Consider the following 17,433-nt stretch of genomic DNA (forward strand, 5'->3'; position numbering starts at 1 on the left):
TGTTTAAAGAAATAATTATTAATATATTAGCTATGCTTTTGCCAGAATATGAACAATATTTCAAAATTCAGCGAATTGAAAATCAATTAATTATTTTAAATTTGTAAAAATTCCCACAAATGAATGAACCACAGCAAAAGTGGACAGATACAATAGAGTCTAATCACTCTTTATTCCAACTCAATTTAAAAGAAGTATGGCAATACCGTGATTTGGTATTCATGTTTGTAAAGAGAGATTTTATTTCTTCCTTCAAACAAACCATATTAGGTCCTCTTTGGTTTTTTATCAATCCTATCATGACTACTATTGTCTTTACACTAGTTTTTGGAAATATTGCAAATCTACCTACTGATGGTATTCCACCCATATTATTTTATTTAGCAGGAAATACACTTTGGGGATATTTTAGCACAACCATGCTAAGTGTCTCTAATGTATTTACCGGAAATGCAGGAATTTTCGGGAAAGTATATTTCCCCAGACTGGTCACTCCTATTTCTACCATTATCTCAAGCTTTATGCGCCTAGGAATTCAATTGGTCTTATTTTGGACTGTATTGGCATATTATATTTATAGAGGCGATGTACAACCCAATTCATGGGCATTTTTCTTTCCTGTATTGATTATCTTTCTTGCCTTATTTTCACTAGGATTAGGGATGATATTTTCGTCACTGACTACCAAATACAGAGATTTGTCTTTATTATTAGGATTTGGAGTTAGTTTACTCATGTGGTTCACACCTGTGATTCTTCCAACATCTTTGGTGAAACAAAAATTAGGAAACTATGGTTATTTGGCAGACCTAAACCCTCTTACACCTATTTTTGAATGCTTTAAATATGGCTTCATCGGATCCGGAGACTTTAACATGACCAGATTATTAATCAGCTTCTTCTTTATCATTATTGTATTGTTATTTGGAATCATTGTTTTCAATAAATCGGAGAAATCTTTTATTGACACCGTGTAATATAATAGATAATGAGATAATTAGTGATCACCGAGCCAGATTATTTTTAAAATTTTAAATTAAAACACATGCTTGCATTAAAGGCAGAAAACATATCGAAACAATACCGTCTTGGACAAGTGGGTACAGGAACTTTAACGCATGATCTCAACCGGTTTTGGCATAAAGTAAGAGGAAAAGAGAATCCGTATCTTAAAATTGGTGAGTCTAATGACCGCTCGTCCAAAGGGATATCCGACTACGTCTGGTCACTTCGAGATATTAACTTCGAGATTGAGCAAGGTGATGCAGTTGGAATTATCGGACGAAATGGTGCCGGGAAATCTACTTTACTGAAAATTCTCAGCAAAGTGACCAAACCTACCACCGGGAAGATTCATACCAACGGAAGAATTGCTTCATTATTGGAAGTAGGAACAGGATTCCATCCTGAAATGACAGGGCGTGAAAACATCTTCTTAAACGGTGCCATTTTAGGAATGACTAAAAAGGAAATCACGAGAAAATTTGACGAGATTGTTGATTTCTCGGGTGTTGAAAGATATATCGATACCCCTGTAAAAAGATATTCATCCGGAATGTATGTACGTTTGGCATTTGCTGTTGCTGCGCACTTAGAATCTGAAATTTTAATTGTAGATGAGGTTTTAGCAGTGGGTGATGCTGAATTTCAGAAAAAATGTCTAGGAAAAATGGGCGATGTAACGAAGGGAGAAGGGAGGACCATTTTGTTCGTAAGCCATAATCTACATAGTATTTTGAAACTTTGCAAAAAAGGGATCCTTTTAGAAAATGGATTTTTAAAAGGAGATTCAGACATTAATTCCATTGTAAACCTATATAATTCGAATGCAGGAAGTGAAGAGATTTTACCAAACTTTGACCAGGATATCTTTCTAAAAGATTTTAAATCTTATAAAAAAAATGATCCTACGAGCAATTTGCAGACTGTTCAAGATGGCATATTAGAATTTCACATACAATCCAATAGAAACATTAAAAACATCAATATTGGAATTGGATTTAATGACGATCTTGGAAACAGACTGTTTACTCCTTTCTCTGCGCATTTCCAGCAATCTTTTGATTTGTCTGCTGGAGAAAACATCATATGTTGTGAGATTATGAAATTTCCTTTAAAATCAGGAAAATACAATTGTGAAATCTATATAGGTGATAATTCTCAAACTCACGACTATTATGACAAAGGTCTTACAGTTAATGTCAAAGATAACTTCGAATTAGAAAAACCAGACTATTCCCAAGGATATTTCACTATAAATCAACAATGGACTAATGAAAGAAAATAATATTGAAGAAGAATTATTCTGTACAAATTTTGAGTTAAGAAATCTTTCCGACTTACTTGTTTATGGGAAAGCTGAAAGATGGGTACATGGTTTTATGCTAAAAAAATACGAAGATGAGCATTTGAACAGATACGATTATGCGATCAATTATACAAAAGGCAAAAAGGTTTTAGATATTGCTAGCGGCTGTGGTTACGGCACTTACTTATTAGCTACTCAGGGAGAGGCAAAATCGGTAGTAGGAGTTGATTTAAGTGAAGATGCAATTCGATATGGCAATCACAGATATGCACACGAAAGTATTAGTCGCTTTGTAGAAGATGGCACCAAATATAAAGACAAAGAACCATTTGATGTTATTGTAAGCTTTGAAACGGTTGAGCATATACCCAATTATCTTGATTTCATCAATAATCTTTATGAAAATTTAAGTGATGATGGAGTTCTACTTATCTCAACACCTATCACAAAAATCACAACTACAAAACCAGACAATCCATTTCATGTTATTGAGTGGAATTTTTATGATTTTCACACTTTATTTAAAGAAAAATTTGAAATCGTTGATATTATTGTTCAGGAAATCAAAATAGTTGGTGAACGTAAAAGAAAAGAATATAATCTCAAAAACCGTCTTCTTAATAAAATTTCGAAGGAAAAAATAATGTACATACAAGGTAAGCCTATAGAAAAATTTACCAATCAATATGATATGAATCTGTGCAATCAAGGATATCAAACATTGATATTAAGAAGAAAAAGAAATGTCTAAACTCGCCATTGTCATCCCCTATTACAAGATAGAATTTTTTGAAGAAACCATCAAAAGTATTGCCGCCCAAAGCAATAAAGACTTCGTGCTGTATATAGGAAATGATGCGGCTCCTGAAAACCCTCTTCCTGTTATTGATCTATATTTTAGTCCTGAAAAATATCATTATTATCATTATAAAGAAAATTTAGGTGGGGAAAATCTTGCATTGCAGTGGGAAAGAATTTTAGAAAATGTACATGAAGATTGGTTTCAGATATTGGGGGATGATGATACTATAGCAGAAAATTTTGTAGATGAATTCTACAAATCACTTCCCTATGTACAAGCAAATACAATCAGCGTAATAAAGACTGTGCATCACCATATCGATGATTTAGGAAATCTCATCAACATCAACGATTACAATACATCAGTCTTTAATGCGATAGATTTTTTTCAGAATAAATACCGAGGTAAAGTAAGCAGCAGTCTTTCTGAGAACCTATTTCAAACCAGTATGTATAAAAAATACAGATTTGAAAAAATACCGCTGGCATGGGGTAGTGATGATATTGCCATATTAGCATTCTCAGGAGTGGGTAAAATATTTTACAACAGAAATACTTTTGTACATGTAAGGATTTCTGATTACAGTATCTCCGGATCTGAAAGGCTGCAACAGCAAAAATCTGATGCATATAATGTGTTCAGAGAAACATTTTTAACAAAATATTCCGCACATTTTCCTATCGATTTCGTAGATGAAGTTTTGACCAAATATTTACAGTACTGTTATTCTAAAAAATTGAGTGCCAACTATTCTGTTTCATACTATTATCTCAGAAATTTCAAACTTTTTCACTTCGCTAAAACCATAAAAAAAATCCATTATGTAAACGCACACAAAAAGCGTAATGGCTGATCAATACCACAGCGACGGCTGTATAGCACATATTAAATCAATCTCTAAGATATGATGTATCATGCTTTTTTGTTATTTACGATTTGTCAGTTAATAAAAATTGCACTTACTAAGCCCAAGCTTTACAAAAAGCAGGACTTACATAAACCGACAATGCAGCCAACAATGATTAAAACGCAGTGACAAAATATCTTACTAGAGTATTTTTAATATCTTTGCTAATGAAAAAACACAGTATGTTTCAACCATTAATTTCTATAATCGTTCCCTGCTATAATCAGGCTCAATATCTTGATGAGTGTTTGCAGTCTGTTATGGATCAAACTTATCAAACATGGGAATGTATCATCGTGAATGATGGTTCACCAGACAATACCGAAGAAATTGTAAAGTACTGGCTTGATAAGGATAATCGTTTTAGATACATCTTTCAAGAAAACAAAGGAGTTTCGGCAGCCCGAAATAATGGTATCAAAAACGCAAAAGGAGAATGGATTTTGCCTTTGGATGGTGATGATAAAGTACATCAAGACTATCTAAAATATGCAAATGAAAAAATCCGGGAAGATTATGACATTATCTACTCTAATGCTCAATATTTTGGCGAAAAAAATGATATTTGGAAATTAGACGAGTTCTCTTTTGTGACCTTGTTATATCATAACATTATATTTTGCTCGGCCATTTTTAGGAAGAAGCAGAATGTTTTATTTGACGAAACGATGGTAGATGGCTTAGAAGATTGGGAATTTTGGATAAGTTATATTTCGCAAGATCTATCCGATATAAAAATATACAAATTCGATAAAATTTTATTTTATTATCGCATCAAAAAAGAGTCGAAAAATCAAAAAATAAATTTTGAAAGTAGTACTTTTAATAACGTTCAGTCATATGTTTTAAGTAAACATTATGCAACTTACAAAAGATATATCGGTGATTATTTTGATTTGCTTTATAAAACTCGCCTTCTTGAAAAGGAAAAAAACATTTATAAAAAAGCTTATGAAAGCAAACGTTATAAATTAGGAGATAAAATAGTTACCATGCTGGAAAAATTAAAAATTAAATAATGTCGTTTGTCTCTGTTATCATTCCGAACTACAACCATGCATCTTACCTTAAGCAGCGTATAAATTCGGTATTACAGCAAACCTTTCAGGATTTTGAAGTCATTATCCTGGATGACTTATCTCCTGATAATAGCAAAGAGATTATTGAACAGTACAGAAATCACCCAAAAGTTTCTCATATAATCTACAACGAAGAAAATTCCGGTTCAACTTTCAAACAATGGAAAAAAGGAATAGAATTGGCTAAGGGAGAATGGATCTGGATTGCTGAAAGTGATGATTGGTGTGAAAACAGTTTTCTTGCAAACCTAATAGATGTGGCAGGCAAAAATTCAAAAGTAGGCCTAGCTTACTGCATGTCAGTTTTCTATAATAAAAATGAGAATATACAATCTGCACAAAATTCCACTTCATTTATAGAAGAACTGATAGAAAGTAAAGAGTTTATTCAAAAAAAAATGATTCCCTTTACTACAATTATAAATGCAAGTGCAGTAATTTTTAAAAAAGAAATTTACCTTAAAGTTTCTGATGAATATACCAAATACAGATTGGCTGGAGATTGGTTTTTTTGGGCAGAAGTCAGCCAGCATTGTGATGTCGCTGTTTGTGGTAAATATCTTAATTATTTTCAACAGCATGACATTAAGGTATCGATGAAAAGTAAGAGGCAAGGCTTAAATTATACCGAGGAAATTCAAGTTTTGAAACACTTTAAAGAAAAGCGATACATTACTGATGGGCAATATCAAAATGCTCTTATAAAACATTATCTAAGATTTAAGTACAGCAAATTTCCTTTTGACGAAGGTGTAATTGCTAAAACAGAAAAATTATTTCATCAAAACTTATCTCCCTCTTCAAAGAAGATAATTAGAAAGACAGACCTTAAAAATAAAATAGAGTACAAATATCTGGGAAGAATATTTAATTATTTTTTTAACAGTTAATATTTATATAATGGATACAAATATACTTTGGGGTCAAGGTTCAGAAAACAAAGATCAAATACCTAAAATAATTTGGATCTATTGGGATCCGATTAAGGATTCGCCTCTCGTTGATATCTGTCTGCAACAAATACAAATTTTACATCCGGATTATAAAGTGAACATTGTTAATAAAGACACTTTATCATCTTTCCTACAAAATGTGCCGCAAAAAAACGATGCCTTACCTTTCGCTAATTATTCTGACATCATCCGGCTTGCCTTACTTGAAAAATACGGCGGCATCTGGATTGATGCTAGTATTTTGATTACCAACAATTTAGACTGGGTATTTAATTTCAAAAATGATTATAAAACAGACGTGATTGGTTTTTTCGCCGATTTTATAACTACCGATTTAGATTTTCCTATATTAGAAACTTGGTTTTTGGCTGCTTCAAAAAATAATCATTTTATAAAAGATTGGTATTATGAATACCTAAGTTGTTATACATCAGATAATCCTGAAGTATACTACAAAGATATACCTCAAGAATGGATTCAAGGCATTGATGAAAATCTAGCAAAATATCTTATTTGCTACATTTCTGCAATTAAAACAATGAGAACAAATCATAAATATAGATTATTGATGTTCTCCGCTAATGATCATGCTCACTATTACAATTTTAAATTAAAATTAAAACCTCATCAATTAGCTGAAGAATTCTTGCTTAACGAAAACGCGAAATACAATTTACCTCTGGTAAAATTCGAAAGAAGAGGGAGAGAAATGATGGATGATTTTATTAATAAAGGCTTGCTTTCTAAAAAATCTCTTTTATATAAATTATCTCCGAATCCCTCAAAAAAATATAGTTCATTACAGTATAAATTATATTATATCAAGTATATCTTCAATAACCTGTTAAATAAAATAACAACGAGAAAATGAAAAAAATATCGGTCATTATTCTTTCTTATAAACAGGAGCAATTTATAGAAAAAGCAATTCGTGGGGTATATACGCAAAAGGGCAACCATCCAATTGAGTTAATCATTTGTGACGACTGTTCACCAGACAAAACTGATGAGGTTATTCAAAAAACTATTCTAAATGCGCCTCAAAACATTACGGTTAAATATTTTAGTCATCCCCAAAACCTAGGATCGACTCCTAATTTTTATTTCGCATTGAAACAAGTGACCGGAAAATATCTTTCGTTTTGCGAAGGCGACGATTATTGGTTTGATGAGAACAAATTACAGATTCAATATAATTTTCTGGAAGCTCATCCCGATTATTCTATGTGTTTTCATAATGTTATTAATATTTCACCAGATCCCATTATTAACAACACTCCATTTTCAAAAATAGAGAATCGTGATTATTCTACACTTGAAATTTATAATAATTGGCTGGTACACACTACTTCCGTTTTTATGAAAACAGAAGCTCTGCAAAATGATGCTGTAAAAAAAACATTGGTGAAAACTGATTTATTATACTTTGACACCATTTTGTATATGGCGAATTCGTTAAACGGTAAAATCAGAGGGCTGGCTGAAACCATGACTGCCTATCGCAGACATGAAGTAGGACTTTCTCATGGAATTAATTACAAGCGAGATTTGAGACACAACCAATTAGATCAAATTATTGGGGATTACTATGGTAATAAAATCAGAGAATCTGCCAATTGGCAAATTTTTTCCCGCAGTAGAATTGCACTGAGTGCATGTCTGAAAAATGGACAATTCATATTAGCATTAAAACACCTTAAATGGATTTTAAAGAAAAAAGGAAATTTGAAAATCTATTTGATTAAAAAAATAAAATAAACGATGTTGATTAATTTAAAAAACTATCAAACTCCCAAATATGGATGAATATAAAACTATTAGTTTTAGAAAAAATAGGTAAAAAACTGGGGATTAGATTTTTTGAGAGCATTTGCTATTATTATGGTAATGTTATTGCATAGCAAAAGTTTTTTTATCGTCTACTCTACAGTATAACTCAGCAAATTGCAATAAACTCAGAAATGGTAAATGTATTTTATTTAGTAGTTTTTCAATGATCCTTGATGCCGTAGTATTTGTCTACTATTTTGACACGACCTTCTCATAAAAAATAATTACTCATATCAGTATTATTTCATATTCTATGTGTCTGTTAAATTATTCAGTTATAAAGTATGGGCTGATGGGTACATTGATTGGGGCTTTTTGTATCGAATTATAGAAGATATACCAAAAGCTTTATAAAATATTTGATTTTTTGGGGAGTTACAATATTTCTTTCCACTCTTAATTACAAATATTTTGAATGGTCTATCATTCAATTTAGAAATAAAATATTGAAAGCAAAGTCATTTAAAAATTAATCTTTCTTAAACATTTAAGAAAATTATTTTATAAAAAACAAAGTATATTTAACAAAGATATTCTATAATCAATGAAAATAGGTTTTTATAGCTCCATGCCTTTAGATGATAAAAGAAACTGGTCAGGCACTATGTACAAAATATATGAACAGATTTTGTTAAATGGTCATGAAATAGAATGGATTCCTCAGCAAAAACTCAATAACAATGAAACGAAAAAACTGAGCCGCATTCAAGATCTTTTTTACCGTACTTTCCGCCGAGGGTATAATACAAAGGTAAATCTGTATTCTTGTTTTCAATTAGGAAAAAAAATAACCAATTTTCTCAGACACAAAAATTTTGATCTGATTTTTGTTCCAACGTACCTCAACGATTTTGCATTGGTGAAAACCCACATTCCAATTATCTACCTTAATGATGCCAACATTGCCCAGCTCTTGAATTATTATCCATATTATTCAGGATTTGGATGGCTATCGAAAAAAGAAACAATGCTCATTGAAAAAAAAATGTTGCAGAAAGCTGTAATAAATATTTTTTCATCGGAATGGGCAGCAAACTATGCAGTCGAGCATTACGGAATTGACCGTAAAAAAGTGAAAGTAGTAAAATTCGGTGCCAATCTGAATGTTCCGGAAAGATGGCAATTCAATAAAGATCTACATCATGAAATCACATTCTTGTTTCTTGCCGTAGACTGGATTAGGAAGAGAGGAAATCTTGCCTATCAAGTCCTTAAAATTTTAAGAGAAAAAGGGTATAATGTGAAAATGCAGATTATTGGATGTGATCCTAATCTAGAAGAAGAATGGATAAATATTATTCCTTTTTTAAACAAAAATAACCCTGACGAATTACTAGAAATTCAAAATCATCTTCTTAATTCTCATTTTCTTTTTGTACCAACACAGGCAGACTGTACGCCAATTGCATTCTGTGAAGCTGCTGGATATGGGCTTCCTGTAGTTTCTACTGATACTGGTGGAGTTTCCGCTCATGTCGAAAATAAAAGAACAGGAATTCTGCTTTCTGAGATTGCAACAGCAAAAGATTATGCAGAGATTATAGAACCTCTATTAAGAGATAAAAGTATTATAGAAAAAATGTCGATTGCCTCACGAAAAAAATATGTAGAAGAATTGAATTGGAAAGTTTGGGGAATAGAATTTGAAAAAATAATTAATAAAAATCTATGATTCAGTATGGAAAAGAAATCAATTCTAATTGTTGATCCTTTTGAAAAAATGAGTAAAATATTAATAGAAGAACTAAATAATTTAGATTATAATGCTATTCCTCTATTTAAAGAAAAAATGAAATCATTTGATTATTCTCAAGTTTCAAGATTTGATAAATTAAAAAATATCTTTCACAGATTCTTTTTTAAAAATAACAATTATTATCATGTTTTGCTAGAAAAATTTTACCAAAAATATACAGAAGATCTTCTTGAAAATATTATCAAACAAAAAACAAAGATAGACTACGCTTTAATATTTAGACCACATGGCTTTTCCTCAAAGTTTTATAAGCATCTTACGAAACTTACTTCAGAAATTAGTCTTTACGAATATGATGGTCTATATAATTCACGAGCATTAATCCTAAAAAAAAATCAGAAATATGTAAAAAATATATTCTTATTTGATCATATTGATCTTGCTAAAATAGAAGGCGCTAAATTTATAACCAATTATCATTATACTATTTTATCGGGCGAAGAGGATGAGAAATACGATTTTTACTATCTCGGATCTCATAGTGATGAGAGAATAACTAACCTCACAAATTTTATAAATTGTACACAAAAATATAATAAGGAAATAAATATTCAAGCTCCTAAAAACTTAATCTCAGACAATGAAAATATTAAATTTATAACTCAAGCAATAGATTATAAAGATTATTTGCTTAGTATTAAAAACACTAAAGCTATAATTGATTTAAAATCCCCAATACACAATGGCTTATCTTTCCGTTTTTTTGAAGGTTTAAACCTTGAAAAAAAGATTATAACCAACAATCATTCGGTGAAAAATTATAATTTTTATCACCCTGATAATATTTTTATTACAGATTATGAAAGTTTTGACGGATTAGAGGAATTTATGCAAAAAACATATCATCCCATGCCTAACGATATTGTAAAAATGTATAGCTTAGAAAATTGGATTAAAAACATCTTTGAAATGGGAGATTATATTCCTATTCCAATACCAAAAATCACACAATAGTTTATGCTACTCACCATCTTTACACCTACTTATAACAGAGCTCATCTTTTACCCTCACTATTCTCTAGTCTTCAAAAGCAAGGTATAAAAAACTTTGAATGGCTCATTGTAGATGATGGGTCAGAAGATGATACTGTAGGAACAGTGGCGAAATTTCAGAAAGAAACCAATTTCCCTATTAACTATATTTATCAAGAAAATCAAGGAAAACATGTAGCTATTAACACAGGAGTGAAAAACGCTTCAACCGAATTATTTCTAACAGTCGACAGCGATGATGAAATTATGGAAAATGCAATAGAGAAAACACTTGTATTACTGCCGTCATTCTTAGAAAATCAAAACATCGCTGCTATCTGCTTCCCAATATATTCAGATAACACTAAAAAGACAATAACAAACAAAGAAATTGAATTCAATCAGGCGGTGTTAAATTCGATAGAGTTGAAAAATAATTATGGAATCACCGGCGAATTCACATATTTATTTAAAACAAAAATTTTAAAACAATATCCTTTTCCTTATTTTGCAGGAGAAAAGTTCGTTAAAGAATCTGTCGTTTATAAAAGAATAGATCGTATTTATAAAAACATGTACGTTAATCAGTCTATTGTAAAAGCTGAATATCTTGAAGGCGGACTATCTTCTAATTTCAGAAATTTAATGGAAAAAAATCCTAAAGGAAGTGCTCTGGCTTATTTAGAAATCGTGAATGACAAACGCCTGAGCTTCGAAGAAAGAAAAGAGGCTTTCAGTCATTATTGGTATTTTGAAAATATATCAAAACAACATTCATTACTACAGCGTTTGTTTCATGTTAAAAATAAAGACATTATCTTTGATTTCATTTTAAAAAAGCTCAAATGATCGGCACTTTATTATATCGTCTGAAAATTGCATGGCAGCTTCTTACAGGAAAAATAAAATACATTCCGGACACCCGAAGTAAAAAATTGGTTCTTGAAAAGGAGATTGACAATCAAATAGTGCAATTTATAAATCAACTAGACATTGAGTTTGTATTTACTGAATTTGGAAAAGAACGTGTAAACGGTGGTGGATCTCAATTAGATGAAAAGCAACGTTTACATCCATCTCTTGGAGGTATAAAAAAATACTTCCCCAATGCCCGAATAACTGTTTATACGGATTTTGACTGGGATGATGCTAAAGGAATAACAGTAAAAAAAGTAATTTCTCCAATAACAGACTCTGAAAACCCAAGATACGGATACAGAACAGTAGATTATTTCAAGTTTCTAGCATTGTCTCAAGCAACAGCAGATTTCACCTGTGCTTTAGACAGCGATATGTTTTTTGTCAACGAAAATATTTATTCTTTAGTTTTTCTCACCCAAAAATTCGGATTTTGTGCTGCACAGAATGTGAGACAAATTTTCAATTTAGACATGAGAATATCTAAAGACACACAGCCAATACGGGATGAAAGTTTGGGAAATGGATACTCTTATAACCAAAGCCCAATGACCATTTGGAAACATGATGCGAATGGAATCACATTTTTCAGAAATTGTGCAGAAATTATGCAAAAAGCCCCATCAAGAGCTTCATTGATTATGTGGAAAGCGGCATGGAAAACAAAACTTTATCCTTATGTTCTTCCCAAGCAATTTTGTGTTTGCGATGGTGATGAAGGCTGCGGTGATGAAATTATGCTCCACGTTGGCCATAAGAGCGTACAACAATACTATAAACTCTAGATTTGCACCGTGAAAAAAAATATTCTTTTTATTGCCGACAAACCAGATTGGGCCTACGAATTTATGATCAAAACATGGGTTCCTTATCTCCAGAAAGAGTACAATTGCTTTATCGCCTACCAACAGGACTTTGCCATAAAACCAAATAGAACTCATTTCGGATTAAAAAAAAGTGTCTACAATTTTCTCAACAAAATAAGAATCAGGCTTTCACAGACAACAAAAATACACCAAATATCGACGGATGGCCATTATTTTTATCCTGTTTACCAATCAGCTCCGGTATATCGGTACGATGAGAATTTAGATAAAATCTCTTCTGAAATGATAGATTTTGATCTTATTACAGAGATGGCGTTTTACTTTCAGTATATTTCACAATTGCCATTTAAATCTTCAAAAAAAATCGTAGGTATTTTCACTGATAAATTCCCGCATGACGGTCCAAATTGGGATATCAAACAGAATAATGACCGCAATCTCTTGTCTCGAGAAAACTTTTATAACACCTATCTAAAATCATATCAGCATATTATCGTAGGAGGAGGAAATCTATTAAATGATTATCGAAAATTAACAGAAAACGTTGATTTTGTTTACGGCATTTATGGTCAAGAAAATTTTGTTGAAAACAAGGAGGTAGGAAAAGAAATCGGCTTAACCATAGGATGGACCGGAACACCGGACAGACCTATGAAAGGTTTCAGAACAATCATTGAACCCGCAATTGAAAACGTAAGAAAAAGCGGCAGAGAAATTCGCCTAAAAACAAAATTCTCGGGATCCTATGAGGAACTGTATGATTTTTATTCTGATGTAGATTGCGTAATCATTGCATCTGATGCAGATTCAGGACCCTCTATGTATGCTGAAGCCAGCTTGTCTTCTGTCCCCGTAATTTCTACAAAAGTAGGCCTGCCCCTGTCTTTTTTAATCGAAAATAAAAATGGTATTTTTATCGAGCGTACAATAGAAAGTTTAGAAAAAGCTATCATTGAATTATATGATCACAGAAAAAAATTAAAAGATTTTTCTCAAAATACGCGCCAAGACTATCTTAAAGTTATGGATAATAATATTACAGTATCTTATTTTACAAAAATTTTAAAGCGCTATGTCTAGTAAATTTATTAATACAATTGTCATTTTACTTTTGGCAATCTATACTTTTGATTTTGTAAAATATTGTATATACAAACCTAACAATCTTGACTATTTTGATGCTGAGTTGCTAATTAATTACTCAAGTGGCTTTATCAGAAGAGGACTATTGGGAGAGCTTTTTAAATACGTACATCTTTACACCCATATTCCAATTCTTTATCTTACTAAAATCTTTAGTATAATTGCATACTCATCACTCATCATATATTTCATAGCATCTTTCTATAAAAAAAGAATTTCACTTTTTTTTCTCCTACTACCAAGTGGATTATTTTTTTTGCTTTTGGATAATCGAATAAGGTTTAGAGATTCGCTGTTGTTACTATTAATCATTATAATCTGTAAAATAATTTCTTTAAAAAAAATAGAAACCTTTTATAAATATTTTTTTACTTCAATCATAATCTCACTTGGTACGCTACTGCATGAAATGTTTTTTTTCTACACAGTTCCTTTTTTTGCTTTATACGCTTTTTTAAATAAAATAAAATATACATATATAAGCCTTTTCATATTACCTATTTTCACACTTGCTTTTGTGACTTTTTTTCATGGAAGTGAAAATAGTGGGTATATAATTTTTGAAGATTTAAAAAAGATTATTCCTAATGGCGATTTTTCTAATGAACTACCTTTCTCTTTGCGAGCTATAAATACAGAAGCAGAATCATTAATATTTGAGAATTTCAAACAAATGAACATTGGTTTTTCTAGAGGATTAATGTATATTATTTATTTTTTCAGTTTAATAATATGCTTTAGCAGGTACAAGGATTTAAATATCAAAGTATTTGGTATTACGAATCATACTTATATACAATCCAAAGACATTTTGTTTTATTTTTTAATTCAGATTTTAGCAACAATCCCTTTATTCTTTGTTGCAGTAGATTGGCAAAGATTTATTAACTTCTCAATACTAAGCAGTTTTATTTTTTGTATTGAACTTAAACCCTTAAACTATAAAGCAATTACAAATATTAATTTGATTTTCAACAAGATAATTTCTAGATATTTTATTCCGAAAAACAAAGGATTAACCATTCTTTTTTCAACGGTAATTTTAGTCCCTCATTTAAAACTTGGTAATTTGGATTATCTTTACACAAATTCATATCTTTTAATATTCAATTTATTCTCTAAAATTTTGTATTTTTCTTTCTCATAGAACAACTAAGTATGATTATCGGTAACGGGCTTATTGCTACCCTTTTTAAAAGCCAAGACAAAGAAAATGTTATCTTTTTCGCATCGGGCGTTTCAAATTCTTTAGAAACAAGAGCCGAAGAATTTTTGCGTGAGGAAAATCTCATTAAAAGCACTATTGCTGAAAACAAAGACAAGATATTTATCTATTTTTCTACCTGTAGTATTTATGACTCGTCAAAAACAGGCAGCGATTACGTTCTTCACAAACTAAAGATGGAACATCTGATAAAAAAATCTTGTCACCCGTTTCTTATTCTAAGAATAAGTAATGCAGTAGGAAATGGTGGCAACCCTAATCTTTTGATGAATTATATTGTAAGGGCCGTAAAAAATAATGAAACAATAAATGTTTATACCAAAGCAACGCGTAATCTAATCGATGTTGATGACATTAAAAATATAACGTTTGACATTCTTGAGAATCAAGCATTGAATAGAATTGTAAATATAGCTTACAATAGAAACTACTCTATTATTGAAATTATTGAGATTGTAGAACGTTTCTACAATAAAAAAGTCGACATTAATCTCATCAAAAGTGGATCAGGATATGATATTAACATACCAGATGTTGAAAATTATTTCAACGAATACAATTTGAATAATAAAGAACTTTATATTCAAAATATATTGAGAAAATACTATTCACAATTGTAATCGTTTTTTAGAAATATAGTTTATGCAAACACAGCCACTCATTTCTGTCATTACCACATTTTACAACTCTGTGCAATTGGGAGATTTTGTAAAATCATCGATGAACTGCCTTCTCAATCAAACGTATAATAATATTGAATTCATTTGTGTAAATGACGGTTCTACCGATTCTACATTAGAAGAGTTGAAAAATTTTGCCAAACAAGATTCTCGCATAAAAGTGTATTCGAAAGAAAACCAAAAATACGCACAGTATTCTAAAGCCTACGGTCAGGAAAAAGCATCCGGAGATTTTATTTTTTTGTTTGACCATGATGATCTTATTGATTCAGATACCATTGAAAAATGTTGGCAAACTTTTATTAATCATCCTGAACTTGATATTGTAACCCCTATTGTCATTACAAAATTCACTGACGGGAAAATCAAAAACATTCATAATATTTATCTTTCAGATTCTCTGAAGTTTGAATTTAAAAAATATTCCGGCTATAAGATTATTCGGAAAACAGTAGGAAGATATGACTGTCATATTAGAGGTTTGTACCGAAAAGACGTTTTCAAATCTCATTCATTCCGCTTTACAGAACCCCTGCTAAATGCAGACGAAATTATTGAAAGACTGATTCTGGAGCAAGCAAAATGGATAGGAAATTGCGATGCTGTTTACACCCATTACATTCATCCAGATTCTTCTGCTAAACTTCTATCTCCTAAAAAAATTGATATCGTAAGAACAGATTATTTACTGAGACAAATATTTAAAGAAAAACAAATTTATGAGCCTCGAAAGCCCATTTTTGAACTTACAGCTTATAAAAATTTGGTGAACGCTGTTAAAGTATTCCATTACTTCTCAAATGAGATGAGTTCAGAAGAAAAATTGAAACAGAAAACAAGACTTTCAGATTCTTATGCTGAACTTGACAAGAAAACAGTAATTTCTCAGTTTGTTGGTTTCACAAAGATTTACAACTCAATTTTACTCGCAAACTTTTCTCTTCTTTCGCTTTTCTATAAAATGAAAAACCGATTTATCTTTCAAAGCGCCAAATGAATAATTTTGTTGCAAATGCAGACGGTAAATTCTGAAAAAGATCTTTCTTTTTAATATCCATACAAAAATTCGAACCTACATAATCTGTAATGTTTAGTCGCACCATTTTTTGCATTCTTGAAATATTAGTGCACAAATATTCTTTATCTTTCAGAGCTTTCCACTGCATGATAAGCACCATTTCTTTGAAAAAAATAATTTTCTTTTTTATCAATCTTTTTAGAACAACATCTTTTTCATCTTTATAAGATTGGGAGAAATGTTCTAAAATAGTCAGAAAATTTTCAAAATTCTTTTTCTTTCTGTTAAATATTACCGATTCTGCGTGAAGATAATATAGATAAGTAATATTGTCAATTATCGCCAAAGTATCAGTCTTCAAAAGCAAATTAAAAAACCAAAGTTCATCCTGCGCAAATAATCCAGGAACAAAAAAAACACCCTTATCAACCACAAAATCTCTGTTTATCAATTTATTCCATGATGACGAAGGAAATCCTCCATCGCTGTATACAGAAAATATTTCCAAATTATTATTGTAATACTTTCTTGGTGCTGTTGTCGGAAAACCAAAATCTTTTATCGTATTATCAAAAGTATTAATCCAACGGTTTTGAGCAATAATAATCTGTGCATCAGTTCGCAGAGCATTTTTCACCAACACATCAATGCAGTCTCTAGTAATTTCGTCATCACTATCCAAAAAATAAATATACTTCCCTGAAGAAGCTCTTATACCTATGTTTCTTACAACAGAAAGCCCGGAGTTTTCTTCAAGCTCAATAACTTTTATATTGAGATCAGGATGAGTATTCAAAAATTCCTGGACAATAATCATACTTCCATCAGGTGTACAATCATTAATAAGGATGATTTCTAAATTTTTATATGTCTGATTCTTCACCGAATCAAGGCATCGAAGAATATACTTTTCACATTTAAAAATCGGAATATTAATACTGATTAAAGGCTGAATGATACTCATCACATTGTTTGCTATTAATAAATGGCGAAATTATAAAGAATTTTAATACTT

The 17,433-nt window shown here is 30.9% G+C and carries 17 protein-coding genes; 16 read left to right on the top strand and 1 reads right to left on the bottom strand.

Annotated features, from left to right (window positions below):
• Nucleotides 1-119: 119 nt before the first annotated feature.
• The 16 genes from FDY99_RS08410 (at nucleotide 120) to FDY99_RS08485 (ending at nucleotide 16,397) form a co-directional block, all read left to right on the top strand.
• The gene (locus FDY99_RS08410; RefSeq protein WP_139420660.1) at nucleotides 120-977 is read left to right on the top strand and encodes an ABC transporter permease; all 858 of its coding nucleotides are present in this window, start codon (nucleotides 120-122) and stop codon (nucleotides 975-977) included.
• A gap of 68 nt (nucleotides 978-1,045) precedes the next feature.
• The gene (locus tag FDY99_RS08415) at nucleotides 1,046-2,287 is read left to right on the top strand and encodes an ABC transporter ATP-binding protein (RefSeq protein WP_139420662.1); all 1,242 of its coding nucleotides are present in this window, start codon (nucleotides 1,046-1,048) and stop codon (nucleotides 2,285-2,287) included.
• Complete coding sequence (locus FDY99_RS08420; RefSeq protein ID WP_139420664.1) at nucleotides 2,274-3,059, top strand: class I SAM-dependent methyltransferase; 786 nt, start codon at nucleotides 2,274-2,276, stop codon at nucleotides 3,057-3,059. The genes FDY99_RS08415 and FDY99_RS08420 overlap by 14 nt, the downstream gene beginning before the upstream one ends.
• The gene (locus tag FDY99_RS08425; RefSeq protein WP_139420666.1) at nucleotides 3,052-3,963 is read left to right on the top strand and encodes a glycosyltransferase family A protein; all 912 of its coding nucleotides are present in this window, start codon (nucleotides 3,052-3,054) and stop codon (nucleotides 3,961-3,963) included. Before FDY99_RS08420 ends, FDY99_RS08425 begins: the two co-directional genes overlap by 8 nt.
• A 221-nt stretch (nucleotides 3,964-4,184) precedes the next feature.
• Nucleotides 4,185-5,036: a glycosyltransferase family 2 protein gene (locus FDY99_RS08430; RefSeq protein WP_139420668.1), complete on the top strand. Its 852-nt coding sequence runs from the start codon at nucleotides 4,185-4,187 to the stop codon at nucleotides 5,034-5,036.
• Nucleotides 5,036-5,986, top strand: coding sequence for a glycosyltransferase family 2 protein (locus tag FDY99_RS08435; RefSeq protein WP_139420670.1), 951 nt, complete (start codon nucleotides 5,036-5,038; stop codon nucleotides 5,984-5,986). Before FDY99_RS08430 ends, FDY99_RS08435 begins: the two co-directional genes overlap by 1 nt.
• 10 nt (nucleotides 5,987-5,996) lie before the next feature.
• A complete protein-coding gene (locus tag FDY99_RS08440; RefSeq protein WP_139420673.1) occupies nucleotides 5,997-6,920 on the top strand; it encodes a glycosyltransferase family 32 protein in 924 nt (307 codons plus the stop codon).
• Nucleotides 6,917-7,807, top strand: a complete 891-nt coding sequence (locus FDY99_RS08445) for a glycosyltransferase family 2 protein (RefSeq protein ID WP_139420675.1) — start codon at nucleotides 6,917-6,919, stop codon at nucleotides 7,805-7,807. Before FDY99_RS08440 ends, FDY99_RS08445 begins: the two co-directional genes overlap by 4 nt.
• A 616-nt stretch (nucleotides 7,808-8,423) precedes the next feature.
• Nucleotides 8,424-9,551, top strand: coding sequence for a glycosyltransferase family 4 protein (locus FDY99_RS08450; RefSeq protein WP_139420677.1), 1,128 nt, complete (start codon nucleotides 8,424-8,426; stop codon nucleotides 9,549-9,551).
• A 6-nt stretch (nucleotides 9,552-9,557) separates the two neighbouring features.
• Nucleotides 9,558-10,589 (top strand): hypothetical protein, encoded by a 1,032-nt coding sequence (locus FDY99_RS08455; RefSeq protein ID WP_139420679.1) that lies wholly within the window; start codon nucleotides 9,558-9,560, stop codon nucleotides 10,587-10,589.
• A 3-nt stretch (nucleotides 10,590-10,592) separates the two neighbouring features.
• A complete protein-coding gene (locus FDY99_RS08460; RefSeq protein WP_139420681.1) occupies nucleotides 10,593-11,456 on the top strand; it encodes a glycosyltransferase family A protein in 864 nt (287 codons plus the stop codon).
• Nucleotides 11,453-12,310, top strand: coding sequence for a hypothetical protein (locus FDY99_RS08465; protein ID WP_139420683.1), 858 nt, complete (start codon nucleotides 11,453-11,455; stop codon nucleotides 12,308-12,310). Before FDY99_RS08460 ends, FDY99_RS08465 begins: the two co-directional genes overlap by 4 nt.
• A gap of 9 nt (nucleotides 12,311-12,319) precedes the next feature.
• Complete coding sequence (locus tag FDY99_RS08470) at nucleotides 12,320-13,432, top strand: glycosyltransferase (protein WP_139420685.1); 1,113 nt, start codon at nucleotides 12,320-12,322, stop codon at nucleotides 13,430-13,432.
• A complete protein-coding gene (locus FDY99_RS08475) occupies nucleotides 13,425-14,642 on the top strand; it encodes a hypothetical protein (RefSeq protein ID WP_139420687.1) in 1,218 nt (405 codons plus the stop codon). Before FDY99_RS08470 ends, FDY99_RS08475 begins: the two co-directional genes overlap by 8 nt.
• Before the next feature lie 11 nt (nucleotides 14,643-14,653).
• Nucleotides 14,654-15,340: an NAD-dependent epimerase/dehydratase family protein gene (locus FDY99_RS08480; RefSeq protein WP_139420689.1), complete on the top strand. Its 687-nt coding sequence runs from the start codon at nucleotides 14,654-14,656 to the stop codon at nucleotides 15,338-15,340.
• A 22-nt stretch (nucleotides 15,341-15,362) separates the two neighbouring features.
• Nucleotides 15,363-16,397: a glycosyltransferase family 2 protein gene (locus FDY99_RS08485; protein ID WP_139420690.1), complete on the top strand. Its 1,035-nt coding sequence runs from the start codon at nucleotides 15,363-15,365 to the stop codon at nucleotides 16,395-16,397.
• Here the strand turns inward: FDY99_RS08485 and FDY99_RS08490 are convergent.
• Nucleotides 16,375-17,382 (bottom strand): glycosyltransferase family 2 protein, encoded by a 1,008-nt coding sequence (locus FDY99_RS08490; RefSeq protein WP_139420692.1) that lies wholly within the window; start codon nucleotides 17,380-17,382, stop codon nucleotides 16,375-16,377. The two genes, FDY99_RS08485 and FDY99_RS08490, sit on opposite strands and share 23 nt — an antisense overlap.
• Between the last annotated feature and the right edge of the window lie 51 nt (nucleotides 17,383-17,433).

Origin of the sequence: Chryseobacterium mulctrae (assembly GCF_006175945.1) — a bacterium.
Taxonomy (GTDB): Bacteria; Bacteroidota; Bacteroidia; order Flavobacteriales; family Weeksellaceae; genus Chryseobacterium; species Chryseobacterium mulctrae.